General features: G+C 68.6%; 18 protein-coding genes and 1 tRNA gene. 10 read left to right on the forward strand and 9 right to left on the reverse strand.

Features of this window, described 5'->3' with window-relative positions:
- Positions 1-45: 45 nt before the first annotated feature.
- Together FHW78_RS02745 and FHW78_RS02750 are read left to right on the forward strand one after the other, a co-directional pair.
- A complete protein-coding gene (locus FHW78_RS02745) occupies positions 46-1,437 on the forward strand; it encodes an MFS transporter (RefSeq protein ID WP_183637397.1) in 1,392 nt (463 codons plus the stop codon).
- Positions 1,437-3,110: an alpha-amylase family glycosyl hydrolase gene (locus tag FHW78_RS02750; RefSeq protein ID WP_183637401.1), complete on the forward strand. Its 1,674-nt coding sequence runs from the start codon at positions 1,437-1,439 to the stop codon at positions 3,108-3,110. The genes FHW78_RS02745 and FHW78_RS02750 overlap by 1 nt, the downstream gene beginning before the upstream one ends.
- Positions 3,111-3,142: 32 nt before the next feature.
- On the opposite strand, the gene FHW78_RS02755 is transcribed toward FHW78_RS02750, so the two are convergent.
- The 8 genes from FHW78_RS02755 to FHW78_RS02790 form a co-directional block, all read right to left on the reverse strand.
- Positions 3,143-4,177: a LacI family DNA-binding transcriptional regulator gene (locus FHW78_RS02755; protein ID WP_343205526.1), complete on the reverse strand. Its 1,035-nt coding sequence runs from the start codon at positions 4,175-4,177 to the stop codon at positions 3,143-3,145.
- A gap of 115 nt (positions 4,178-4,292) precedes the next feature.
- The gene (locus FHW78_RS02760; protein WP_183637404.1) at positions 4,293-4,769 is read right to left on the reverse strand and encodes an OsmC family protein; all 477 of its coding nucleotides are present in this window, start codon (positions 4,767-4,769) and stop codon (positions 4,293-4,295) included.
- A gap of 21 nt (positions 4,770-4,790) precedes the next feature.
- A complete protein-coding gene (locus FHW78_RS02765; RefSeq protein ID WP_183637407.1) occupies positions 4,791-5,504 on the reverse strand; it encodes a murein L,D-transpeptidase catalytic domain family protein in 714 nt (237 codons plus the stop codon).
- Between the two features lie 56 nt (positions 5,505-5,560).
- Positions 5,561-6,580 (reverse strand): L,D-transpeptidase, encoded by a 1,020-nt coding sequence (locus FHW78_RS02770; protein ID WP_183637410.1) that lies wholly within the window; start codon positions 6,578-6,580, stop codon positions 5,561-5,563.
- A gap of 5 nt (positions 6,581-6,585) precedes the next feature.
- Positions 6,586-7,881: a threonine synthase gene (gene thrC, locus FHW78_RS02775; RefSeq protein WP_183637413.1), complete on the reverse strand. Its 1,296-nt coding sequence runs from the start codon at positions 7,879-7,881 to the stop codon at positions 6,586-6,588.
- Between the two features lie 116 nt (positions 7,882-7,997).
- Positions 7,998-8,918, reverse strand: a complete 921-nt coding sequence (locus FHW78_RS02780) for a homoserine kinase (protein WP_183637416.1) — start codon at positions 8,916-8,918, stop codon at positions 7,998-8,000.
- A gap of 26 nt (positions 8,919-8,944) precedes the next feature.
- Positions 8,945-11,452 carry a bifunctional aspartate kinase/homoserine dehydrogenase I gene (thrA, locus tag FHW78_RS02785; RefSeq protein WP_183637419.1) on the reverse strand — a complete coding sequence of 836 codons (2,508 nt, stop codon included), beginning with the start codon at positions 11,450-11,452 and terminating at the stop codon, positions 8,945-8,947.
- A gap of 352 nt (positions 11,453-11,804) precedes the next feature.
- Positions 11,805-13,931, reverse strand: coding sequence for a TonB-dependent receptor (locus FHW78_RS02790; protein WP_183637422.1), 2,127 nt, complete (start codon positions 13,929-13,931; stop codon positions 11,805-11,807).
- A 506-nt stretch (positions 13,932-14,437) separates the two neighbouring features.
- Between FHW78_RS02790 and FHW78_RS02795 the strand changes: the two genes are divergently transcribed.
- The 7 genes from FHW78_RS02795 to FHW78_RS02825 all read left to right on the forward strand — a co-directional run bounded on the left by FHW78_RS02795 (position 14,438) and on the right by FHW78_RS02825 (position 20,746).
- Positions 14,438-14,514, forward strand: a tRNA-Arg gene (locus FHW78_RS02795).
- Positions 14,515-14,927: 413 nt separating this feature from the next.
- Positions 14,928-16,460 carry an aldehyde dehydrogenase family protein gene (locus tag FHW78_RS02800; protein WP_183637425.1) on the forward strand — a complete coding sequence of 511 codons (1,533 nt, stop codon included), beginning with the start codon at positions 14,928-14,930 and terminating at the stop codon, positions 16,458-16,460.
- Between the two features lie 25 nt (positions 16,461-16,485).
- Positions 16,486-16,770: a DUF4190 domain-containing protein gene (locus FHW78_RS02805; RefSeq protein ID WP_141452397.1), complete on the forward strand. Its 285-nt coding sequence runs from the start codon at positions 16,486-16,488 to the stop codon at positions 16,768-16,770.
- A gap of 10 nt (positions 16,771-16,780) precedes the next feature.
- Positions 16,781-17,551 (forward strand): class I SAM-dependent methyltransferase, encoded by a 771-nt coding sequence (locus tag FHW78_RS02810; RefSeq protein ID WP_183637427.1) that lies wholly within the window; start codon positions 16,781-16,783, stop codon positions 17,549-17,551.
- A 3-nt stretch (positions 17,552-17,554) separates the two neighbouring features.
- Positions 17,555-18,610, forward strand: a complete 1,056-nt coding sequence (locus FHW78_RS02815) for a quinone-dependent dihydroorotate dehydrogenase (RefSeq protein WP_183637429.1) — start codon at positions 17,555-17,557, stop codon at positions 18,608-18,610.
- The gene (gene murB / locus FHW78_RS02820) at positions 18,607-19,647 is read left to right on the forward strand and encodes a UDP-N-acetylmuramate dehydrogenase (protein ID WP_183637431.1); all 1,041 of its coding nucleotides are present in this window, start codon (positions 18,607-18,609) and stop codon (positions 19,645-19,647) included. The genes FHW78_RS02815 and murB overlap by 4 nt, the downstream gene beginning before the upstream one ends.
- Positions 19,648-19,837: 190 nt before the next feature.
- Positions 19,838-20,746: a DMT family transporter gene (locus FHW78_RS02825; RefSeq protein ID WP_183637433.1), complete on the forward strand. Its 909-nt coding sequence runs from the start codon at positions 19,838-19,840 to the stop codon at positions 20,744-20,746.
- Positions 20,747-20,785: 39 nt separating this feature from the next.
- On the opposite strand, the gene FHW78_RS02830 is transcribed toward FHW78_RS02825, so the two are convergent.
- Complete coding sequence (locus FHW78_RS02830; RefSeq protein ID WP_183637436.1) at positions 20,786-23,488, reverse strand: serine/threonine-protein kinase; 2,703 nt, start codon at positions 23,486-23,488, stop codon at positions 20,786-20,788.
- A gap of 97 nt (positions 23,489-23,585) precedes the next feature.
- Between FHW78_RS02830 and FHW78_RS02835 the strand changes: the two genes are divergently transcribed.
- Positions 23,586-24,473, forward strand: coding sequence for a GGDEF domain-containing protein (locus FHW78_RS02835; RefSeq protein WP_183637438.1), 888 nt, complete (start codon positions 23,586-23,588; stop codon positions 24,471-24,473).
- Positions 24,474-24,499: the final 26 nt, after the last annotated feature.

Below are 24,499 nucleotides of genomic sequence, written 5' to 3' on the forward strand. Positions count from 1 at the left end.
CACGCCGCCGGCGATGCGACCACCGTTGCCGCACAGGAATCCCGCATGACCCCGAAGCCGCGCCTGTCCTTCTGGCAGATCTGGAACATGTCGTTCGGCTTCCTCGGCATCCAGTTCGGATTTGCCCTGCAGGGCGGTTTCATGTCGCGCATCTTCCAGACCCTGGGCGCGGAGAAGGATTCGCTGCCGCTGCTCTGGATCGCCGCGCCGCTGACCGGCCTGCTGGTGCAGCCGGTGATCGGCTACTTCAGCGACCGCACCTGGCATCCGCGGCTGGGCCGGCGCCGGCCCTACTTCCTCGCCGGCGCGATCCTCAGTTCGATCGCGCTGGTGTTCATGCCGCACTCGCCTGCCCTGTGGGTGGCGGCGGGCCTGCTGTGGGTGCTGGATGCCTCGATCAACGTCAGCATGGAGCCGTTCCGCGCGCTTGTGGCCGACAAGCTGCCGGACAGCCAGCGCTCCTACGGCTTCGTCCTGCAGACCCTGATCATCGGCATCGGCACCTGGCTGGCCAGCAACCTGCCGTGGCTGGTGGCCCACCTGGGCGTTCCCAACGAGGCCGGTCCGGGCGTGGTGCCGCCATCGGTGAAGATCGCCTTCGCGATCGGCGCGTTCGTGTTCCTCGCCAGCATCCTGGTCACGGTACTGAGCACACGGGAATATCCGCCTGAGGACGAAGCAGGGTTCCGGGCCAATCGAAACGCCCAGGGAGGACTGGTCGCCGAAGTCGTGCACCACGTGATCCACATGCCGGCGCAGATGCGCCGCCTCGGCGCGGTCCAGTTCTTCAGCTGGCTGGCCTTCTTCGCGATGTGGAGCATGGCCACGCCCGGCCTGACCGAGCATGTGTTCAAGGCACCGGCACCGGATCCGGCCGCGTTCGACATGGCCGTCCCCGCGCAGGCCGCCGCCTTCCAGAGCGCCAACGCCGCGTTCCAGGACGCGGCCGACCTGGTCGGTTCCTACATGGGTTATTACGGCCTGTCGTCGATGCTGGTGGCGCTGCTGCTGTCGCTGTATGCCGCGCGCCTGCCGCTGAACCGCAGGGCGGTCCATGCCGGCTCGCTGGTCCTGGGCGGCCTGGGCTTCCTGTCGATGTGGTTCGTGCCGCAGCCGGGCTGGCTGATCCTGTCCTTCGCGCTGGTCGGCGTGGCCTGGGCCAGCATCCTGTCGATGCCCTATGCGCTGCTGTCCAGCCACGTGCCGGCGGACCGGATGGGCATCTACATGGGCATCTTCAACATGTTCATCGTGATCCCGCAGATCGTCGCGGCCACCCTGCTGGGCCCGGTGCTGCGTGCGTTCTTCGGCAACCAGCCGATCTTCGCGCTGGTGATCAGCGGCGCCAGCCTGCTGCTGGCGGCGCTGTCGCTGCTGCGCGTGCAGGAACACACTGCTCCCGCGGACTCCGCCTCCTTTTCTCCCCAGGTGCATTGATGCGACATCCCGCATGCGCGCTGCTGGCGACGCTGCTGCCCGCCCTGTCGTTTTCCGGTGCGGTCCGCGCGGACGATTTCCACGGCACCACCGAACCCTTCGCCCGCGAGGCGGTGTACTTCGTACTGACCGACCGGTTCGTCAACGGCGATCCCGGCAACGATCACCGCGACCAGGGCGGCGCCCATCGCAGCTTCGACCTGCCGACACCGGGCGCGCCGGCCGGCGAGTCCGACAACGTCGGCTACCTGGGTGGCGATTTCAAGGGCGTGCTGGACAACGCCGGCTACATCCGCGACCTCGGCTTCACTTCGGTGTGGGTCACGCCGATCGTCGACAATCCCGACGAGGCGTTCACCGGCGGCGATGCGGTGATCTGGAACGGCGCCTTCACCGATCGCGGCAAGACCGGCTATCACGGCTACTGGGGCATCAACTTCTATCGGCTGGATGAACATCTTCCGAGCCCGGGCCTGGATTTCGCCGGTTTTACCCGCGCGATGAAAGATCAGCAACTGGACGTGGTGCTGGACATCGTCGCCAACCACGGCTCGCCGTCCTACACCATGCCCACGCCGCAGGCGCAGTACGGCAGGCTGTGGGACCGCGACGGCCGGCTGGTCGCCGATCACCAGAACCTGCGACCGGAAGATCTGGATCCGGCCGGCAATCCGCTGCATGCCTTCTACAACACCGGTGGCGGCCTGGCCCAGTTGTCCGACTTCGACCAGGACAATCCCGCCGTGCTCGACTATCTGGTGGGCGCCTACGAACAGTGGATCGATCAGGGCGCGGCCGCATTCCGGGTCGACACCATCGCCTGGATGCCACACGGGTTCTGGAAACGGTTCGCCGACCGCATCCGCGCCAAACGGCCCGGGTTCTTCATGTTCGGCGAGAACTTCAACTACGACGCCGCCAGCATCGCCGGGCATACCTGGCGTCGCAACGGCGGCTACAGCGTGCTCGACTTCCCGCTGAAGGCGAAGCTGACGGAAGTGTTCGAAAAGCCTGGCAGCGATTTCGCCGAACTGGGCAAGGCGCTGTACCTGGAGGACGGTCCGTACGCCAACCCGTACGATCTGATGACCTTCTACGACAACCACGACATGGCGCGCATGAACGCCGCCAACAGCGGTTTCATCGATGCGCACAACTGGCTGTTCACCGCGCGCGGCATCCCGGTGATCTACTACGGCTCGGAAACCGGCTTCATGCGCGGGCGCGCTGAACACGCGGGCAACCGCAACTACTTCGGCCAGGAACGCATCGACGCCGCACCGGCACATGCCATCCATGCCGCGCTGAAACGCATCGCCACGCTGCGCCGCGATTCGATCGCCTTGCAACGCGGCCTGCAGTTGAACGTGACGCTCAAGGGCGATGAGGCCGTGTTCTACCGTGTCTACGATCACGGCGGCCAGCGCCAGACCGCGCTGGTGCTGCTGAACAAGGCGGACCGGCCGGCGACGATGAAGGTGGGCGACTACCTGCAACCCGGCGAATGGCGCGACGCGTTTACCGGCGATCGCCAGCAGGTAGGGGAAGCACTGCGCGCCGACGTGCCCGCCCACGGCGTCCGCGTGTTCTTCCACGATGGCGCCATCACCCGCGCCGACACCCGCCAGCGCCTGCGCGAACTGATGCAGCGCAAGACACCGAAAGCGGATTGACGGCCGCGTGGCGCGCGCGAAGCCGCTGGTGATCAGGCGCCGGTGGATCCGCGCAGGATCACCCGCGCGGGAATCGACTGGCTTTCCACCGCCTCGCCATTGATCAGCCGGAGCAGGCTGTCGACCAGGATCTGGCCCGCGCGCTTTGTGTCCTGCTGCACGGTCGACAGGCCCGGGGTGACGAAGGCGGCCAGCGGGATGTCGTCGAAACCGGCCACCGCCACGTCCTGCGGAATCCGTCGACCGTGTTCGTGAAGCGCCTTCATCGCGCCGATCGCGATCAGGTCGCTGGCGGCGAAGATGGCATCGAAACGGACCTTGCGCCTGAGCAGTTCCTGCACCGCCTCGTAGCCGGACTGCTCGCTGGTCACCGCGTCCACCTGCAATGACGGCTGCGAGGGACTGCCGGCGGCCTGCAGCGCCTGCGCGTAACCGCGATAGCGCTCGAAGAACTCCGGATAGTGGTTGGAGGCATGGCCGAGGAAGGCGATGTCGTGCCGCCCCTGCCCGATCAAGTGCACGGTGATGTCGTGGCCGCCCTGGAAGTTGTCGCAGCCAATCGAGACGCCGGGCTGTCCGGGCAGCACCGCGCCCCAGCGCACGAAGTGGGTGCCCTGCTGGACCAGTTGCTCCAGCCGCGACTGCGCTTCCAGGTAATCGCCATAGCCCAGCAGGATCAGGCCATCGGCCTTGTTGCTGTCCTCGTAGTCGGCCTGCCAGTTGGTCGACAGCTGCTGGAACGAGATCAGCAGGTCGTAGGACTGCAGCGCGCAGGCGCGGGTGATCGATCCCAGCATCGACAGGAAGAACGGATTGATTTGGGAATCGTCGGGGGTCGGGTCCTCGAAGAACAGCAGCGCGATGGTGCCGGAGTGCTGGCGGCGCAGGTTGGAGGCGTTCTTGTCGACCTTGTAGTTCAGTTCCGCGGCGATCGCCTGGATGCGTTTGCGGGTTTCCTCGTTGACCATCGGGCTGCCGCGCAACGCGCGCGACACGGTCGGCTGCGACACGCCCGCCAAATGGGCGATGTCCAGCGACGTGGCCTTGCCTTTGATGGGAGCGATCACGAGGGACGGGGCATGTTCGGCATACCCCCGCATCATGCCACGTGGCCGCGCCGGCGGCAGCGCAGGCCGGCGGATAAGCGTTCGCGGCGGGTTCCGGCCGATGCGCCGGCGGTGTTCAGGCGCCGGCCGGCACCTCGATGCCGTGCAACTGCACGCCATCGGCATCGCGGACGCTGACCGAAACCTCCACGCCCTGGCGGACGCTCTCGGTCACCGTGCAGAAGTTCTCGAACTGGGCCAGCAACCGTTCCAGCGACTGATACGCCTCGGCCGCCTCGGCCAACTGGATGTCCACCTGCACGTGGCCGACCCGCAACCGGCCCTGTTCATTGCGCACCAGTTCGGTGGTCGCGGTGGTCACCAGCGGTCCCGGCTGGTTCTTGAACTTGCGCATCGCGAACAACAGGCTGGCCGACAGGCAGTTGGCAATCGCGGTGGTCAGCATCAGCGTCGGGCTGGGACCGGCGCCCTGCCCCAGCGGCTCGGCTTCATCGGTCAGCAGTTCGGGAATGGCGGTGCCGTCGAAACGGACCCGGAACTGGAAATCCTGATCCTGGTGCAGGGTGACGGTCAGGCGCGGGTTCTCGCTCATCGAAAGGGCTCCGGAAGGACATCAGGGTTGGGCGCGCGCGGCGGTGGTGCCGGCCGTGCCGCCTTCGCAGGCCGCGCCGAGCAACTGAGAATGACGCAGCCAGTCCTGGTCGGGATAGTAGGCAAATACGAACGAACCGTTGCGGATGGTGTCGATCAGCGGCCGCGCCACCGCCGTGCGCACCGCCGGGCAGCCCAGGCTGCGGCCGAGCCGGCCCTGCTGGCGGATCAGGGTTTCGCTGACATAGGGCGCGCCGTGGATGACGATGGCGCGTTCGCGCGCGCGGTCGTTGATGCCCGGTTCCAGCCCTTCCAGACGCAGCGAATAGCCATTGCCGCCCACGTAGGCTTCCTGGGTGCGGAAGGCGCCCAGGCTGGACATGTAGCTGCCGTTTTCATTGGAGAAGCGACTGGCCAGGTTTTCGCCGGTGTTGCGGCCATGCGCCACCCACTCCTCGAACAGCAGGCGCTGCCGCGCCAGATCGAACACCCAGAGGCGCGGCTGGGTGGACGGGCGCGAATAGTCGATCACGCTCAGGGTTGGCGGCAGCGCGGTGCCGCGCAGTGCGCAGGACATCGCCTGGGTGGCGAGCGAAAGTACCTTGCGATCCAGTTTCGGCGCGGTGCGCGCGAGCTGGTCGACCAGGCCCGTGGCGGGTGCGTTCTGCGCGTGCCCCGGCAAGGCGACGCTGGCGAGCAGACTGGCGAGGGAAAGCAGGCGGAAACGGGGCGGCATACGGAACCACGGGGCAACGGAGGAAAGTAGCGAGCGCCGTTCCGCTGGCCATCGCGTCAGGGTTGGATGGGGCCGCCGGGATCCGATTCCAAGACGGGCTCGGCCGGCTGTTCGGCCGGCGTTGCGCGCACCCCGGGCAGATCCGAGACCAGCACGGTGGTACCGGGCTGCAGGATGCCATACAGGCGGCGCGAGAACGCCTCCGGTACCCAGAAGGATTGGCCCAGCGCCTGCAACGTGGGCATCGCCGCGCCATCCTCGCCCAGCACCCGGTGGGCGACCCAGCGGTGCTGGTGCCGCTGCGGATCCAGCAGGCTGGGAATGTCTTCCATTTCCGTGGTCATCACGAACAGCACGGTGCCGTTCAGTTCCAGATCGCCGACCCGCTGCAGCGGCGCCGACCCGATCAGGACGCCGTCGCGCAGCACCGATACCCGCCGGTCGTACAGGCTGACCAGGATGCTGACCGGCCCCTGCGGCGCCGCCGCCTCGTTCCAATAGACCTCGAACTCGCCCAACGGCGCCGCCACCGCCTGGCCGCTGCGGGTGACCGGCGCCAGCACCGCCGGGTGCACCACGCTGGCCGGAGCGGCCTTGGCGTTGGCTACCACCACGGTGTCGCCGCGCTGGGTGATGCCGAACAGTTGTTCGGCGAACGCCTGCGGCAGGCGCACGCAGCCATGCGAGGCCGGATAACCGGGCAGATGCCCCCCATGCAAGGCGATGCCGTCCCAGGTCAGCCGCTGCATGTAGGGCATCGGCGCATTGTTGTAGAGGTTGGAGCGGTGATCCTTGTTCTTCTGCAGGATGGTGAACACGCCGGTCGGCGTGTCCTTGCCTGGCTTGCCGGAGCTGATCGTGGACACGCCAATCGCGATGCCGTTGCGATACACGTAGGCGCGCTGCTCGTCCAGGCTGACCACCAGCACCACCGGGCCTTCCGGCGCGACCTGCGGCGCCCAGATGTATTCGCCAGGCTTCAGCCGGCTGGCATCCTGCGCGGTCTGGGCGCTGGCGGTGGTGGCCAGGCCGAGGGCGATGCCCAGGGCCAGGGAGATGACGAGGTTTTTCTTCATGCCGCTCAGGATAGGGCCGCCAACCGATCACGCAAGGCGTCGTAATCCGCCGGCATCGGATCGGCGTGGGCCGGCCGCGCCAGCAGATTGGCCAACGCCGACGGGACTTCGACCGGTCGGCCGATCAACGGCTCGACGATGCTTTCGAACTTGGCCGGATGCGCGGTCGCGGCGACCGCCCAATGTCCGCCCTCGCCCGCCGCGCGCAATTGCTCCAGCACGTTCACCGCGGTGGCGGTATGCGGGCAGAACACTTCGCCGAAATCGGCATGCCGGCGCGCGATGGTTTCGCGAATCGCGGCATCGCCCACGCTGCGCGCGGTGAATGCGGCGCGCAATGCGGCGTCATCGCCACGATAAAGCCAGCGCAACCGCTCGAAATTGCTCGGCGCGCCAACGTCCATCGCGTTGGCGATCGTCGCCACGCTCGCCTGCGGCGCGTAGTCGCCGCCGCCGAAGTAATCCGGCAGTAACCGGTTGGCGTTGGTCGCCAGCACGATCCGGCCCAGCGGCACGCCCAGCGCGCGCGCCAGGATCGCGGCCAGCGCGTTGCCGAGGTTGCCGGTCGGAATCACCAGGTTGAGCGATTCGCCGGTTGACGCCTGGTGGCGCAGCGCCGCGTCGGCGTAGTAGCTCATCTGCGGCAGCAGCCGGCCCAGGCTGATGCTGTTGGCCGAACTCAGCGGCACCCGTGCCTGCAACGCACCGTCGTTGAGGGCGCGCTTCACCAACGCCTGGCAATCGTCGAACGCGCCGGCCACCCGCAGCGCGCTGACGTTGTCGCCGAAACATCCCAGCTGATGCGCCTGCCGTGGCGAGACCCGTCCGTCCGGATACAGCACCACCACGCGCAGGCCGGGCTGGCGATGGAACGCGGCGGCGACCGCGGCGCCGGTGTCGCCCGAGGTCGCCACCAGGATGGTCAGCGGCTGCGCGTCGTCTTGCCGCAGCCGGACCAGGCAGGCGGCCAGGAAGCGCGCACCGAAATCCTTGAACGCGGCGGTCGGGCCATGAAACAGCTCCAGCACGTGATCGCCCGGGGTGGCCAGCGGCTTCAACGGCGCAGGGAAATCGAAAGCTTCGCGGCAGATCGCCGGCAGCTCCGGTGCCAGCGCATCGCCTTCGAAAAAAGGCGCCAGCAACCCGGTCGCGGTATCGGCCAGGTTCGCACCGACGCGCAGCGTGCGCGACGCAGGCAGTCGCATGGGCACATACAGGCCGCCATCGGGCGCCAGGCCCGCGGCAATCGCCGCGCTCAGGCTGGCAGGTTCGGAAGCATCGCGGGTGGAGATGAAATTCATCGTTTTTCCGTAGGGGGAGGGATTGCCGGTGGCCCAAGTGGCCGACCGCGTGTTGGCGGTGATCGCGGGCGTCGGCGGCTGAACACCGGCCGCGCCGCCCGCGAAAGATCCGCGCGCTACAGCAACCGCGCCGCCGGCGCCGCGATCGGCGACACCCAGGCCTGGCTGTCGAAACCCGCGGCCGCGAACGCCGCCTGAATGCCTGGCGCCGCCGCCTCGGCCCGCGCGCGGGACTCGAACCAGGCGAATACGCTGGGTCCGGCGCCGGAAATGCTGGCGCCCATCGCACCGGCCGCCAGCGCCGCCGCCTTGGCCGCGTCGAAACCGCCGATCAGCGGCGCGCGGCGCGGTTCGATCAGCACGTCGTTGAGCCCTTCGCGCACCAGCGTCGCATCGCCGCGCTGGCAGCCGGCCAGCAGCAGCGCCAGATGCGCGCTCTGGGCGACGAACTCCTTCAGTTCGTAGGCGCCGGCCAGCGCCGCACGCGCGCGCCGGGTTTCCAGCACCGCGTCCGGATGCACCAGCACGCAATGCCACGCCTCGGGCACCGGAATCGGCACCAGCCGATCCGCGGTCGACAGCACCAGGCCACCCAGCAGCATCGGCCCGAGGTTGTCGCCATGGCGTCCGCCGCTGGCCACCGCTTCGCCGACCAGCGCATGCGGATACAACGCCTCGCGCGACAGCGGCCGTGGCAGCAGCGCGTTGGCGGCCACCAGCGCGGCCACGCACGATGCGGCCGAACCGCCCATGCCGGATCCCAGCGGGATGCCCTTCTCGATCTCGATTTCGAAACCGAAGCCGGGATGTTCCGCCTCCAGCAGCGAAATCAGCGCCGCGCCGGCGGTATTGCCGGGCGCGTCGCGCGGCAGATCCACGGTGGCGCCGCGGATGTCGGCGATGCGCACTTCCGGCGCGGCGATGCGCCGTACGTGCACGGTATCGCCCGCGCCTTCGATCACGTGGCCCAGGATGTCGAATCCCACCCCCACGTTGCCCACCGAAGCCGGCGAGAACGCGCTCGCCGTGTCGGTCATTGCCGTTGCTCCCACCTGTTCCTCCTTCACAGCCTGGCTCCCTGTCCGGCGGCCACCCGCAGCAGATCGGCGAACACGCCGGCCGCGGTCACTTCCGGACCGGCGCCCGGCCCCTGCACGATGAGTGGATTGTCGCAGTAACGCCGGGTGGTGAACTGCACGATGTTGTCGGTCAGGCGCAGGTTGGCGAACGCGTGCGCCGCCGGTAGCGCGACCAGCCCGACCCGCGCCCGGCCCTCGCCGTCCAGCCGGGCGACATAGCGCAGCACCTGGCCGGCGGCCTTCGCCTGCGCCAGGCGCTCGGCGAACACGGCGTCCACCTCCGGCAGCCGCGCCATGAAATCCTCCACGCTGGCGTTGCGCAGCGCTTCCGGCACCAGGCTCTCGATCGCCACGTCCTCCAGCGCCAGCGAGCGCCCGGCCTCGCGCGCCAGGATCACCAGCTTGCGGCCGACGTCGGTGCCGGACAGGTCGTCGCGTGGATCCGGCTCGGTATAGCCCAGCCCGCGCGCCTCGGTGACCAGTTGCGAGAACGGCACGCTGCCGTCGTACTTGTTGAACAGCCACGCCAGGGTGCCGGAGAAGATGCCTTCGACCGACACCACCGCATCGCCGGTATCGAGCAGATCGCGCAGGGTCGAGATCACCGGCAGGCCGGCGCCGACCGTGGCCTCGTAGCGGAAGCGCGCGCCGCTGGCGGCGGTGGCTTCGCGGATGGCCTCGTAGCGGGCCAGCGGACCGGCGCCGGCCTGCTTGTTCGGGGTGACCACGTGGATGCCGGCGGCCAGCCAGTCGGCGTAGCGTTCGGCCACTTCCGGGCTGGCGCTGCAATCCACGATCACCGCGTGCGGCAGGTGCGCCGACAGCAGATGGGCGGTGAAGCGATCCAGATCGGCCTCCTGCGTGCCGGCCTCGAAGCGCTCGCGCCAGTCGGCACCGATGCCGCGCTCGTCCAGCAGCATCTTGCGGCTGGAGGCAATCGCGCGCAGGCGCAGATCCAGGTTGGCCTTGCCCAGCAATTGCGGCTGCGCCGCGCGCAATTGTTCGATCAGGGTGGCACCGACGTTGCCCGGACCGATCACGCCGACCGAGAAGGTCTGCGGCGACAGCCAGAATCCCGCGTGCGCGGCGCGCAAGGCCTTGGTCGCGTCGGCGCTGTCGATGGCCACGGAGATGTTGCGCTCCGACGAACCCTGGGCGATCGCCAGGATGTTGACCCGCGCCCGTCCCAGCGCCTCGAACAGGCGCGCGGCCACGCCGGGCTGGCCGGCCATGCCGTCACCGACCGCGGCCAGCACGCTGACCCCGTCGGTGCGCTGCACGCGCTGGACTTGGCCGATGGTCAGTTCATGGGCGAACGCATTGAGCAGCGCGTTCTGCGCCCGTTGCGCCTCGGCGCTCTTGACCACGCAGCAGATCGAATGCTCCGAGGACCCCTGCGAAATCATCACCACCGACACCCGCGCGTCGCGCAGTGCGGCGAACACGCGCTCGGCGGTGCCAGGCACGCCGATCAGGCCGGTGCCTTCCAGGTTCAGCACCGCCAGATCCGGGCTCAGGGTCAGGCCCTTCACCGGGCCGTGCGCATCGCTGGCGGCGGTGATTCTCGTACCCGGATGCTCGGGATGGAAGGTGTTGCGGATGACGATCGGCAGGCCACGCTCGATGGCCGGCGACATGGTCTGCGGATGCACGACCTTGGCGCCGAAGTAGGCCAGTTCGCAGGCTTCGTCGTAGCTGAGCGCGCTGAGCTGCACCGCTTCCGGCACCACTCGCGGATCCGCCGACAGCACGCCGTCCACGTCGGTCCAGATGTGCAGTTCGTCGGCGTTGAACAGGGCCGCGAAAATCGCACCGCTGTAGTCGCTGCCGTTGCGGCCCAGGGTGGTGATGCGGCCGGAGCGGTCGCGGGCGACGAAACCGGTGACCACCAGTCGCCGCTGCGGGTGCCCGGCGCGCCAGTCCGACAACCGCTGCGCGCTCTGCAGCCAATCCACGTCCACGCCCAGATCGCCGCGGTCCACCACCAGTACGTCGCGCGCATCCAGCACCGCGCAATCCTCGCCGCGCCCCCGCAGGTACTCGCCCAGCAGATGTGCGGAAAACACTTCGCCCAGGCCCTGCACCCGATCCAGCACCTCGCGCGGCAACTCGCCGATCACCGCCAGCGCGCCGAGGATTTCGGCCAGTTCGTCGAAGCGCGCGTCCATCCATTCCAGGGTGGGACCAGCGTCCTCGGCCAGCAGCGCGACCGCCGCGCCGCGGTGGCGCGCGCGCAGTTCGTGCCAGCGATCGCGCCATTCGGCCAGGTTGCCGGACGCCAGTTCGGCCAGGGCGATGAGCGCGTCGGTGACGCCCTTCATCGCCGAGACCACGGTGATCTGCTGGACCTCCTCGCGCGCCAGCAGCAACTGGGCGACATGGCGATAGCGTTCCGCGTCGGCCACGGACGTGCCGCCGAACTTGTGCACGACCGTGGCGGACTGCGGCGTTTTGGACGGAAGCTGGGGTGGAGCGGCGACGCTGGACGACATGGACGGAACCTCGATAGGAGGCCCGGTACACGGATCAGGCTTTGGGCTCCCCCGCATCCTGATTCGGGTGCGGGGCCGTGGTTTGCGAATTACGCGAACACAACCAACCGCACCCTGCTAATCGGGGTGGTAATGGTGGTGGTAGTGGTGGCGGCCGAGGCGGCCCCCGTGCACGCGAAACGCCCCGCCGGCGACGGGGCCGGGCGTGCGGAATCGACGGTGGACGGGGCGTTCGGGCGCATGTCCGTAGGGGACACGAAGAGCGGGCGGGCTGTCAAGTGCTGCGTTGCATCAATGACGTCGACAGCCCTGCCCATCCCCCTCCCGGCCTGGCCGGGAGGGGCAGTTTCCCTCAGTAGTTGTAGCGGAACTCGACACCGAAGGTCCGCGGCCGCAGGCGGGTCGCCGCGCCGGTCATGCTGCGGGCATCGGTGGCGCCATCCTCGTCGGTGAGGTTCTCGCCGAACAGGTAGGCGGACCAGCCACTGGGCGATTCCAGGCCAACCCGCGCGGCCAGCCGGGTGATCGCATCGCCCCCTTCGGTGCCGGCGGTGGCCGAGGTTTCGCGCCGCGAGTGGTACATCAGGTCGCTGCGGGCGATGCCCTTGAGCGAATCGCCGACCGGCCAGTTGTAGGCCACCCCGCCGTTGAGCGTGGTCCTGGGCACGTTGAACACCGGCGTGCCCTTGTGGAACTGGGTGCCTTCCAGATCTTCCTTGTAGACCGCGTCGATCACGCTGCCGCCGAAATTGAACGCCCACGACCGGTTCGGCATCCAGGTGATCCCCAGTTCCACGCCTTTCTGGGTGGAGCCGGCGGAATTGAGGATGCCGCTGTACAGGCCGTCGGCCAGTGACATGTAGACCGGCACATCCTTCCAGTCGCTGTAGAACACCGCGGTCTCCAGCAACAGGCGTCCCTCGTCGAACACCGCCTTGTAGCCCAGCTCGTAGCTCCAGATCGCGTCGGGCTTGGTGCCGACCGGCAGGTCGATCCCGGCCTGCTCGGCCAGTTCGATCGAGGTAATCGGCTGCAGCTGGCCGGAGCGATAGCCACTGGCCGCGCTGGCGTAGAGCGTGGAATTCCCGTCGATGGCATAGGACAGGCTGAGCCGCGGACTGGTGTTGGTGAAGGTCTTCTGCAGCGTATTGCGCGTGGTCGCGCTGACATCCATCGAGTCGACCTTGTCCTCGAAGTAGCGGACGCCGGCGGTCGCGGCCCATTTTTCGTTGATGTGCCAGGTCGCTTCGCCGAACAGCGAGAACGAGTCATTGGTCTGCGAGGAGCGGGTCGGCGACAGGCCGGTCATCGCGGACGAATCCCGGCGTATCGCCTTGCGCAGGTAGTAGCCCATCGTCCAGTCCACCGCACGTTCGCCGGTCGATGACCAGCGCAATTCATGGGTGCGCACGCCGATGTCGACCGTGCCCGCATAGGCCGTTGTCGGGTTGATCATTCCACTCAGCCCGCGCCACAGGCTGCCGTCCGAGAACACGTACAGCAGTTGCGAATCGTCGAAGGCATAGCTGGCGGTCAGGCTGCCGGAATCCCATTCGTTGCGCACGTCGTAGTAGGAATCCACGCTCATGTCGTCGTAGGCCGCCTCGAATCCGCCCGGCGAATGCGCCTTGAACTTCCAGTACGAAAGATCGAGGTTGAAGCGCTCGTTCGGCGCGAAGCGCAGCTTGGCGCGGCCGGTCCTGATGCGCTGTTCGTTGATGTTCTCCTCGCCGGTCTGGCGGTTTCTCAGCCAGCCCGAAAGGGACTCGTCGGTGACGCCGAAGCGCATCGCCAGGGTGTCGTCCACCAGCGGCACGTTCACCATTGCCTTGACACCCCAGCCGTCGGTGCCGCCTTCGGTGTTGCTGTACGAGGTTTCCACGCCCGCGCGGAAGCTGTTGAACTCGGGCTTGCGGGTGATGACCCGCACCGTGCCGCCCATGGATCCCTCGCCGAACAGGGTGCCCTGCGGCCCCTTGAGGATCTCGATGCGCTCGATGTCGAACGAGCGGGTTTCCGGATACCAGGGCACGGTCACGCCGTTGAACGGCACTTCGTCGAGGTAGTAGCCGTTCTCGTTGCTGCCCTGGCGCGCGGACGCGCCGCGGATCTGGATGTAGGTGAACGCGCCGCCGGCATCGTACGCCGCCGCGCCGGGTGAGAACGAAATCGCGTCGCCGACGTTGTCGATGCCCATCGCATCGATCTGTTCGCCGGTGATCGCGGTCACCGCGATCGGCACGTCCAGGTTGCGTTCGTCGCGCTTGCGCGCGGTGACCGTCACGGAGCCGAGATCCACGGCCTGCTCGTCGGCGGCCCGGGCAACATCCGCTTGCGCGTCAACAGGCGTGGGCGGGTTGTCGGCCGCCTGGGCCAGCGCCGATGGCGGCGCGATGGCGATCGCCAGTGCGACGGCGATGCGGGTAAGCGCCGGTCCATGGCGAAGCGTTCCTGATGGCGGATGGCAAAGGGATACCACGGCGACTCTCTCCTGGAATATCGAATGTAGAAACGGAACGCGTCCGGAGCCGCTCACGAATCCCGGGCTCCGTCGCATGGCGGGTGCGTTTCCTGCGCTGTCAGCGCTGCCCCGTCTTCAATATTCTTTTTGTCATGCATTCGACATCTAGTCGGCGATGACGGGATTGCGCACGGAATTCGGCACAATTCGATGTGGTCAATTTTTGTCCAGGCACGACTTCGCCTCGCAGCGAATTTTCGTTCGCTGCGAGGCGGAAAAGCCGCTCCCGCACTTCGCATTCGCGCGAGGAAACGTCGCGACACCGGATGAGGAAGAAATGACATCCGGACATCCACGACACGGATGGCCGTGCCCGGCGTGCGTCCCATCTCCTTCCGTCGGGGAGTCGCTCGGCATTGAGACGAAGCTGGGCGTCATTTCTGAAATGCCCGCCGGCGCGGCGCGGCCACGCCATGCCGGGGCCGGTCGCCCCATCCGCCCCTTCATGCGAGAATGCCGGCCATGGCCCCGTAGCTCAGCTGGATAGAGCGTCCCCCTCCTAAGGGGAAGGTCGTGCGTTCGAATCGCGCCGGGGCCGCCATCTTTCAAGCACTTAGCGGCGCCCTTCCGGCCCTGCCGGGGCGAGCCGCAGCGATGCCGGCAATTCGCGCGGTCACGGCGCCCACGGGCAGGAAACCCCTTCCGCCACCCCACTCGATGCCACCGCCGCGAGGACATCGATCCTGGCGGGTCATGCCCGGGTCCGGGGCGAGGTAGCCGCTCCGCCATGCGCCACCGGTCCGCATCGCGACACCATCGATGCGCCGTCACGCTCGGCGAATCGCCGAAATCCGGGTTGCCGGAAGCCCGCGGACTCGGCGAATCGAACAAGCCGCTCAGCACATCCACGGAAGGCCCGGATCCAGGCGGGCCGACGGGATCGCTCTGCTAAAATCGGCGGCCCGCCGGCGCAGGTCGCGCCGCGCCTTTTTCGAATCTTTTCTGGAGCGCTCCATGCCCGCAGACATCCTCAAGGCACTCGGCCTTGGCAAGACCAACTCCGGCACCTACCTGGGCCGCGGCGAGTGGTCGACGACCACCGACGCCGGCCTGTTGCAGTCGATCAATCCGACCACCAACGAGGTGATTGCCGAGGTCCATGCCAGCAGCCAGACCGACTACGAGACCGTGGTCGCGCGCGCGCAGGAAGCCTTCAAGGTCTGGCGCACCACCCCGGCCCCGCGCCGCGGCGAAGCCGTGCGCCTGTGCGGCGAGGCGCTGCGCAAGCACAAGGACGCGCTGGGCTCGCTGGTCGCGCTGGAAATGGGCAAGAGCAAGCCCGAAGGCGATGGCGAAGTGCAGGAAATGATCGACATCGCCGACTTCGCGGTCGGCCAGAGCCGCATGCTGTACGGCTACACCATGCACTCCGAGCGTCCCGGCCACCGGATGTACGAGCAGTACCAGCCGCTGGGCCTGGTCGGCATCATCAGCGCGTTCAACTTCCCGGTCGCGGTGTGGTCGTGGAACTCGTTCCTGGCCGCGATCTGCGGCGACGTATGCATCTGGAAGCCGTCCAACAAGACCCCGCTGACCGCGATCGCGTCGATGAAGATCTGCAATGACGCGCTGAAGGCCGGCGGCTTTCCGGACATTTTCTTCCTGATCAATGACGCCGGCATCGAGCTGGCCCAGCAGTTCGTCGACGACAAGCGCATCCCGCTGATCAGCTTCACCGGTTCGACCCAGGTCGGCCGCACCGTCGGCGAGCGCGTGGCCCGCCGCATGGGCCGCAGCCTGCTGGAACTGGGCGGCAACAACGCGATCATCCTGGACGAAACCGCCGACCTGAAGCTGGCGATCCCGGGCATCGTGTTCGGCGCGGTCGGCACCGCCGGCCAGCGCTGCACCACCACCCGCCGCCTGATCGTGCACGAATCCATCTACGACACCGTGCTGTCCACCCTCATCAAGGCCTACAAGCAGGTCGAGGGCAAGATCGGCGATCCGACCGACCCGGCCAACCTGATGGGACCGCTCAACAGCCAGGGCGCGGTGCAGCAGTTCCTCGCTTCGGTCGAGAAGGCCAAGGCCAGCGGCGGCAAGGTCGAGACCGGCGGCACCGCGATCGATCGCCCCGGCAACTTCGTCCTGCCGACCATCGTCACCGGCCTGAAGAACTCCGACGAGGTGGTCCAGCACGAGACCTTCGCGCCGATCCTGTACGTGATGAAGTACAAGACCCTGGACGAGGCCATCGACATGCAGAACGGCGTGCCGCAGGGCCTGTCCTCGTCGATCTTCACCCAGAACCTGAAGGCGGCCGAGCAGTTCCTGTCGGCGGCCGGCTCGGACTGCGGCATCGCCAACGTCAACATCGGCACCAGCGGCGCCGAGATCGGCGGCGCGTTCGGCGGCGAGAAGGAAACCGGCGGCGGCCGCGAATCCGGTTCGGATGCGTGGAAGGTCTACATGCGCCGCCAGACCAACACCATCAACTATTCCGACTCGCTGCCGCTGGCGCAGGGTATAAAGTTCGACCTCTGAGCCCCGAGAAAGGAAAAGGACGCCGATGAACGCACCCGCCCGCCAGACCAGCACCCTGGCCATCATCAGCCTGATCGCCGGCATCCTCGGCTGGAGCCTGCTGCCCTTCCTGGGCAGCATCGGCGCGATCATCACCGGCCATATGGCGCGGGCCGAAATCCGTCGCGAGCCGCAGCGCCTGGACGGCGACGGGTTCGCGGTGGCCGGGCTGATCCTGGGCTGGCTGTCGGTCGTCCTGTGGATCATCGGCATCCTGGTGTTCGTGCTGTTCTTCGGCGGCCTGGTGTGGCTGGGCACGCTGAGCCAGTGAGCCGGGCCCGGTGACCGGCGCCGGCGACAGCGCACTACGCTTCAGCAACCGGGTCGCGGACTATGTCCGCTACCGGCCCGGCTACCCGGACGCCCTGTTCGACTGGCTGCACCGCGAACAGGGCGTGCCACCCGGCGCGCGGGTTGCAGACATCGGCGCCGGCACCGGTATCGCCACCCGCGCCTGGCTACGGCGCGGCCACCCGGTGATCGCGGTGGAACCCAATGCCGCCATGCGCGAGGCGCTGGTGGCGGATCTGGCCGGCGAGCCCGGCCTGGGCACGACCGACGGCAGCGCCGAGGCTACCGGACTGGAGCCGGCCAGCATCGATCTGGTATCCAGCGCCCAGGCCTTCCATTGGTTCGAACCGGATGCGACCCGCCGCGAATGGGCGCGCATCCTGCGCCCGCGCGGCCTGGCCTGCGTGTTCTGGAACAGCCGCCTCCCCGACGCCTCGCCGTTCCTGCGCGACTATGAGGCCCTGCTGCACGCCCACGGCGAGGACTATGCGCGGGTTGCCGAACGCCACCCCGACGACGACGCCATGCAGGCCTGGTTCGGGCCGGGTTTCCGCGCGATGGCGCGCTTCCCGCACGCCCAGCCGCTGGATTTCGACGCCCTGTACGGCCGCCTGCGCTCCTCCTCCTCCACACCCCCGCCCGGGGATCCCCGGCACGAGCCGATGCGGGCGGAATTGCGCCGGGTATTCGATACGCACGCCGAACAGGGCATGATCCACTTCGACTACCTGACCCGTGTGTTCGTGGGCACCCTGCACTGATCCATGTACAAACTCGCTCGCCCCTTCCTGTTCGGCTTTGACGCCGAACGCGCCCACGGCCTCGGACTGAAGGCCATCGAGACGGCTTACCGGACCGGCACGATCCCGCTGCTGGCGCGGCCGCCGCAGCCGTTGCCGACCAAGCTGCTGGGGCTGACCTTCCCCAACCCGGTCGGCCTGGCCGCCGGCCTGGACAAGAACGGCGCCCACGTCGAGGCGCTGTTCGGGCTGGGCTTTGGCTTCGTAGAGGTGGGCACGGTCACGCCGCGCCCGCAGCCGGGCAACCCGAAACCGCGCATGTTCCGGCTGCCCGCGCATCAGGCGGTGATCAACCGGCTGGGTTTCAACAACGAAGGCGTCGACGCGCTGGTGCGCAATATCGAACGGATCCGCCGCCGCAGCGGCGTGCTCGGCATCAATATCGGCAAGAACAAGGACACCTCCAACGAACGCGCCGCCTCGGACTACCTGTATTGCCTGGAACGGGTCTATCCGCTGGCCGACTACATCACCGTCAACATCTCATCGCCCAACACCGCCGGCCTGCGCGAGCTGCAGGAGGAACAGGCACTGCGCCAGTTGATCGGCAGCCTGCGCGAGGCGCAGGAGGATCTGGCCGCACAACACGGCCGGCGGGTGCCGATGCTGGTCAAGGTCGCGCCGGACCTGTCCGACGACGACATCGACGCGGTGGCACGCGTGCTCGGCGATCTGGGCGTGGACGGCGTCATCGCCACCAACACCACCGTCTCGCGCATCAGCGTGCAGGACGATCCGCTGGCCCACGAGACCGGCGGCCTGTCCGGCGCGCCGCTGATGGGACAGTCGACGCTGGTGCTGCGCCGGCTGCGCACCCGCCTGCCAGACCGGATTCCGCTGATTGGCGTGGGCGGCATCCTCTCGGGCGCCGACGCGGTGGCCAAGATGGCCGCGGGCGCTTCGCTGGTGCAGGTCTATTCCGGCATGGTCTATCGCGGGCCGGAACTCATCGGCGAGTGCGTCGATGCCATCCGCCGCCGCCGCGAGGCACCCAGCCGTGGCGCGGTGGCGCCGGAATGAGTCTTCCCTGGCGCCTGATCCGCGACGCCTCGCTGCGCAATCGCAACACCTTCGGGGTGGAAGCGCGCGCGCCCTGGCTGATTGAACTGGACGACACCGCCGCGCTGCCGGAACTGCTGGCGCGGCCGGAAATCGCCGAGACATCCCTGCTGGTACTGGGCGGCGGCAGCAACCTGTTGTTCGCCGGCGACGCCGAGGGACCGGTGCTGGCGCTGACCGCCGCCGCGACCCGCGTGCTGTCCCAGGACGCCACCCACGCGCGCGTGCGCACCGAAGCGGGCGTGCCCTGGCACGCGCTGGTGATGTGGTCGCTGCAACAGGGGCTGTGCGGGCTGGAAAACCTCGCGCTGATTCCCGGCACCGCCGGCGCCGCGCCGATCCAGAACATCGGCGCCTATGGCGTGGAAGTCGGCGAATTCATCCACGCGGTGGAAGCCTGGGATCGCCACGAAGGCGTCCTGCGCCGGCTGGACCGCAGCGCCTGCGCGTTCGGTTATCGCGACAGCGTGTTCAAGCACCAGCCGGACCGCTACATCGTCACCGCGGTGGAGCTGGACCTGCTGCGCGCGCCCGCGCTGCGGCTGGACTACGCCGGCCTCGGCGAGGAACTGGCGACGATGGGCATCGCCCGGCCGGATGCGCGCGACGTCGCCGAAGCAGTGATCGCGATCCGCAGCCGCAAGCTGCCGGACCCGGTGGTGATCGGCAACGCCGGCAGCTTCTTCAAGAATCCGATCGTGCCGGCGGCATTGGCCGAAACCCTGCAGGCCGCGCATCCTGGCCTGCCGGTGTTCCGCGGCGACGCGCCGGACACCCGCAAGATTTCCGCCGCCTGGATGATCGACGCCTGCGGCTGGAAGGGGCACCGCGACGGCGATGCCGGCGTGGCCGCCTCGCACGCGCTGGTCCTGGTCAACCATGGCGGCGCCACCGGCGCCCAGTTGCTCGCCCTCGCCCGCCGCATCGCCGACTCGGTCGCCACGCGGTTCGGCGTCGCCATCGAACCCGAGCCCCGCATCATCGGAGCGCGCTGGTAGCCATGCGCGTCACCGCTCCCGCCCCGCGTCGTTCCCGCCCGCTCCCCCGGAGCGCGCGGAGCGGAGGGCGGGGCGGGATCCGCGCGTGGCGTCCAAACCGCGTCGCCGCGCGATGGCTGTGTTTCCTTCGTCGTTTTCTCCCGCGCATGCCGGCATTCGGCCCGGCGTGCCCCGCCTTCGTGGAAGCCTGATGCCCGCCATTCCCGTCCACTTCCGCGCCGCAGCGCTGATGCTGGCCAGCACGATGTTCTTCGCGATGATGGTGGTCGCGATCCGGCTGGCCTCGGCCAGCCTGCACACCTTCGAGATTGCGTTCTTCCGCAATTTCTTCGGCCTGCTGGCGGCGCTGCCGCTGCTGGTCAAGCACGGGCCGGGGCTGCTGAAGACCCAGCATTTCCCGCGCTACCTGTTCCGCTGCGTGATCGGTATCTGCTCGATGCTGGCCGGCTTCTGGGCCATCGGCCACCTGCCGTTGGCGCAGGCGGTGTCGCTGTCCTACTCCACCCCGCTGTTCGTCACCCTGGCCGCGGCGGCCATGCTCAACGAAAAGGTCCGCGCCCGCCGCTGGACCGCTGTGGTGCTGGGTTTCCTGGGCGTGCTGATCATCGTGCGTCCCGGCACCGCCGAGTTCAGCATGGACGCCATGATCGCGGTGCTGGCAGCGGTGATGAGCGCGCTGGTGGCGATCCAGATCAAGCAGTTGTCGCAGACCGAGCCGGCCGATCGCATCGTCCTCTACACCACCCTGCTGTGGGTACCGATGTCGCTGGTACCCGCGCTGAGCGTGTGGGAATGGCCGCAGGGCATCACCTGGCTGTGGGTGATCGCCGCCGGCGTGATGGGCACCGGCGGGCACATGCTGTGGACCCGTGCGCTGAAGCTGGGCGAGGTTTCCGCGCTCACGCCGATCAGCTTCATGCAGTTGCCGGTCGTGGCGGTGTTCGGCTGGTGGCTGTTCGACGAAAGCCTGGATCGCTGGACCCTGCTGGGCGCGGCGATCATTTTCGGCGCCAACGCCTACATCGCCCATCGCGAGGCGGTGCTGTCGCGCAAGGCCGCCTCCGAGGCGGCCAGTTCGGCGGCCAAGCCGGGCGAGTGAGGCGCCTCCGCGACGACGCGACGCGCATGCTCTCCCGCCTTACTTGAATCCTGTCGGCGGGCGCCCTTCGCGGATGGCATCGGCCAGCGCGGCCAGCGGCTCGCTCAGGGTATCGGGGCTGGCCGCCAGCAGCGGCTCCAGGTATTGCCGGCGCAGCGCCTGCGCCTGTTCGCGGTGGCCGAAGCCCGCTTCGGCGGTGGCCAGCGTCCAGATCGCATGCAGCGTTTCCGGGTGTTGTTCCCCTAGCAGGCGACCGCGGACCTCGACCACTTCGCGATAGGACGCCAGCGCCAGCGGCGCATCGCCCAGCGTGCGCGCCGCGTCGCCACGGATCAGCAAGGCGCGCTGGGCCTGCGGGTGCTTCATTCCCAGCACATCGCGCGCCAATGGCAGTCCGTCGCGCAGCAGCGCCAGGCTCTGCTGCGGATGGCCATCGCGCAGCAGGGTGCCGGCATGGTTGATCAGGATCGACAGGGTGTCCGGATGATTGGCGCCCAACAACCGGGTCCGCTGCTCCAGCACCTGCCGCTCCAGCGGCAGCGCGGCGGCGTAGTCGTCCAGCCGCGCGTAGGTCGTGGCCAGGTTCAACCGCGCGCGGATGGTCTGCGGGTGCAGCGGCCCGAGCACGCGCTCGCGCCCGGCCAGCACCGCCTTCATCATCGGCAACGCTTCCTCGGCGGCGTTGGAGTCCGCCAGCATGCTGGCCAGCGTGCCGCGCGCATGCAGCGTCAGCGGATGATCGTTGCCGAGCCGGCGGGTCTGTATCGCCAGCAGTTCGCGCTGCAACTTGACCGCGCCTTCCTTCTCGCCGGTGATCATCCGCATCACCGCCAGATTGCCGGTGGCCGCCAGGGTGTCCTTGTGTTCGGCGCCCTGCACCGCCACCCGCAACGGCAGCAGCTTTTCCATGTTCGCCCGCGCCTCGGCCATCTCGCCGACCGCGCGTTGCATGTCGGCCAGCGCGTTGAGGGCGTCCATCGCCGCGGGATCGCGATCGCCCGCCTGCTTCGCCAGCCGCTCGTGCAGGGATTGCAGCAGGGTCTTGGCGCGTTCACGCTCGCCGCGCGCGGACAGCAGGCTGGCCTGGGCGATCTCCAGTCCGGCGCGGGTGGGATCGTTCAACGGCAACGGCCGCGCCAGCGGTTGCGCGCGTTCGATGATGGCCGCGGCGGCGTCCACCTCGGCCGCGCCGAGCAGCGCTTCGGCCTGCTCCAGGCGCGCGGCCAGCGTCGTCCGGTCGGCTTCGCCGGACTGGCCGGCGCGGTAATCGGCGACCTTGCCGAATTCCCGCGCGGCCTGCGGACTCATGCCCAGGGCGGCATAGACGCGTGCGACCGATTCACGCAGGTTGGCGGCCAGCGCCGGTTGCCGGGCGAAGTCGCGATCAATGGCGGCCTCGGCGCTGGCCAGCAGATCACGATCGATCATGCCGCGTGCCAGATCGGCGGTGTTGATCCCGGCCAGCAGTTGTTCCAGCGAGGCGCGGACGGACGGATCGGCTGCGGCGATCTGGTCGCGCATGCCGCCGGCCAGGCCGCCCCCCATCGCTTCGATGTCGATGCCTTCCAGCATCGATTGCTGGAACGCGGCCACTTTCTCCAGTTCCGCGCTGCGCTGTTCGGCAATCGTCCGTTGCGCACGCGCCTGCATCAGGCCATACACCGACACCGCAAGACCACCCAGCAGCGCCAGCCCGACCACCGCCGCGGCCACCAGCGCGGTGCGGTGGCGGGCGAAGAAGCGCGACCAGCGGTAGCGGCGGGTCGGCGGCACCGCCGCCAGCGGCGCGCCCTCCAGGAACCGCTGCAGTTCCGCGGCCAGTTCGGCGACCGATGCATAGCGTGCATTGCGATCATGGGCCATCGCCTTGGCGACCACCCAGTCCAGTTCCTCGCGCAATGCGCGCCGCAGGCGGTGGGTATCGCCCGCCGGCGTGGCCGCGGTCGACTGCGCGGCGAGTTGCTCGGACGGCAGGCGCAGGAAGCCGCCATCGGCGGTGCCGCCGTCGCGCACGCCGGGTCGGCTGCCGGTCAGCAGTTCGTGCAGCAGCACGCCCAGCGAGTAGACGTCGCTGCGCGTATCGAGGGTGGCAAGGTCGCCCTCGGCCTGTTCCGGGCTCATGTAGTCCGGGGTGCCGGCGCGCTCCTGCATGCCGGCCAGCGCGCGCGAGGTGGCGGTGGCGATGCCGAAGTCGATGATCTTGGGCGCGGCGCGGCCGTCGATGCGGTCGACCAGGATATTGCCGGGTTTCAGATCCCGGTGGATCACGCCCTTGTGATGGGCGTGCTGGACGCCTTCGCAGATGCGGATGAACAATGCCAGCCGTTCGCGCAGATCCAGTCCCTCCTCCGCGCAGAACACGGTGACCGGCCGCCCCTCGCTGAACTCCATGGCGAAGAACGGCACGCCGTCGTCGGTGGCGCCGGCGTCGTAGATCTGGGCGATGGCCGGATGCCGCATCTGCGCCAGCAGTTGCCGTTCGATCTCGAAATAGGCCAGATGGCGCGCTTCCACGCGATGACCGCGCAACAGCTTCAGCGCCACGGTCCGGCGCACCGGTTCCAGTTGTCCGGCCCGGTACACCTCGCCCATGCCGCCACGTCCGAGCAGGCCCTCAAGCCGATAGCGTCCCAGCCGCGCGCCCGGCGCGAAGGTCTGGCCGTCCGCGGGCATGTGCCCGGACAGGCGCGTCGCCAGAAGCTCGGTGGCTTCCGGGTCCGCCGATGGCGGTGCTGGATTCATGGCGCATCCCCCTGGAGTGCCGCCATGGTAGCGGAAGCGCCGGCAGCCGCCACGCGGACCCGCTACACTCAACGCCTTCCCTCCCCGCGGCCGCAGCATGGCGCCCGATCACGAGACCACCCAGCGCACGATCCTGAGCGACGGACCGCGTCCGTCCGGCTCGCGCTCGGCCTGCGTGGTGGTGATCCAGGGCGAGGGCCTGGGCCGGCGCGCCGACATCGACGCGCAGCCGGTGGTGGTCGGGCGTTCGCGCGAGGCCGACCTGCACATCCCGCACCGCAGCGTGTCGCGCCTGCATTGCCGGATCTGGCGCGAAGGCGACGAGTACCGCGTGTGCGATCTGGATGCGACCAATCCCACCCGCCTCAATGACCAGCCGATCCAGGAGGCGACGCTGACCGATGGCGATCACCTGACCCTGGGCGAGTGCATCCTGAAGTTCATCAGCCACGCCAGCGTCGAGGCGCACTACCACGAGGAGATCTACCAGCTTGCCACCCACGACGCGCTGACCGATCTCTACAACCGCCGCCACTTCATCGAGGCGGTCGAGCGCGAAATCGCCCGCGCGATGCGCCACCAGCGTCCGCTGGCGATGTGCATCATCGACGTCGATCTGTTCAAGCCCATCAACGACCGCTACGGGCACATCTCCGGTGACAACGTGCTGCGCCAGATCGCCGGCATCCTGCGCAGGCACGTGCGCAACGACGATGCCGCCGCGCGCATCGGCGGCGAAGAGTTCGCGGTGCTGCTGCCCGAATGCGACGGCGACGCCGCGTTCGGTTTCGCCGAGCGCCTGCGCCAGGCGGTGGCCGAGGCGGTGTTCAAGCCCGGCGGCGACGAGCAGTCGATCACCGTGAGCATCGGTATCGCCGCGCTCACGCCCAGCCGCGATACCTGCAGCCGGATGATGGCCGCGGCCGACGCCGCGCTTTACCGGGCCAAGAGCGAAGGCCGCAACCGGGTCTGCATCCAGTATTGAGTTTTCGGGGTACTGGTTTTTCGTGG

Origin of the sequence: Pseudoxanthomonas sp. OG2, assembly GCF_014192765.1 — a bacterium.
Taxonomy (GTDB): domain Bacteria; phylum Pseudomonadota; class Gammaproteobacteria; order Xanthomonadales; family Xanthomonadaceae; genus Pseudoxanthomonas_A; species Pseudoxanthomonas_A beigongshangi.

What these genes read in the sequence shown, in the direction of transcription:
- FHW78_RS02830 (WP_183637436.1), bottom strand. Translation starts at nt 23,488, where the DNA reads ATGAATCCAGCACCGCCATCGGCGGACCCGGAAGCCACCGAGCTTCTG.
- FHW78_RS02765 (WP_183637407.1), bottom strand. Translation starts at nt 5,504, where the DNA reads ATGCCGCCCCGTTTCCGCCTGCTTTCCCTCGCCAGTCTGCTCGCCAGC.
- murB (WP_183637431.1), top strand. Translation starts at nt 18,607, where the DNA reads ATGAGTCTTCCCTGGCGCCTGATCCGCGACGCCTCGCTGCGCAATCGC.
- FHW78_RS02780 (WP_183637416.1), bottom strand. Translation starts at nt 8,918, where the DNA reads ATGACCGACACGGCGAGCGCGTTCTCGCCGGCTTCGGTGGGCAACGTG.
- FHW78_RS02760 (WP_183637404.1), bottom strand. Translation starts at nt 4,769, where the DNA reads ATGAGCGAGAACCCGCGCCTGACCGTCACCCTGCACCAGGATCAGGAT.
- FHW78_RS02805 (WP_141452397.1), top strand. Translation starts at nt 16,486, where the DNA reads ATGAACGCACCCGCCCGCCAGACCAGCACCCTGGCCATCATCAGCCTG.
- FHW78_RS02750 (WP_183637401.1), top strand. Translation starts at nt 1,437, where the DNA reads ATGCGACATCCCGCATGCGCGCTGCTGGCGACGCTGCTGCCCGCCCTG.
- thrC (WP_183637413.1), bottom strand. Translation starts at nt 7,881, where the DNA reads ATGAATTTCATCTCCACCCGCGATGCTTCCGAACCTGCCAGCCTGAGC.
- FHW78_RS02815 (WP_183637429.1), top strand. Translation starts at nt 17,555, where the DNA reads ATGTACAAACTCGCTCGCCCCTTCCTGTTCGGCTTTGACGCCGAACGC.
- FHW78_RS02770 (WP_183637410.1), bottom strand. Translation starts at nt 6,580, where the DNA reads ATGAAGAAAAACCTCGTCATCTCCCTGGCCCTGGGCATCGCCCTCGGC.
- thrA (WP_183637419.1), bottom strand. Translation starts at nt 11,452, where the DNA reads ATGTCGTCCAGCGTCGCCGCTCCACCCCAGCTTCCGTCCAAAACGCCG.
- FHW78_RS02745 (WP_183637397.1), top strand. Translation starts at nt 46, where the DNA reads ATGACCCCGAAGCCGCGCCTGTCCTTCTGGCAGATCTGGAACATGTCG.
- FHW78_RS02835 (WP_183637438.1), top strand. Translation starts at nt 23,586, where the DNA reads ATGGCGCCCGATCACGAGACCACCCAGCGCACGATCCTGAGCGACGGA.
- FHW78_RS02800 (WP_183637425.1), top strand. Translation starts at nt 14,928, where the DNA reads ATGCCCGCAGACATCCTCAAGGCACTCGGCCTTGGCAAGACCAACTCC.
- FHW78_RS02825 (WP_183637433.1), top strand. Translation starts at nt 19,838, where the DNA reads ATGCCCGCCATTCCCGTCCACTTCCGCGCCGCAGCGCTGATGCTGGCC.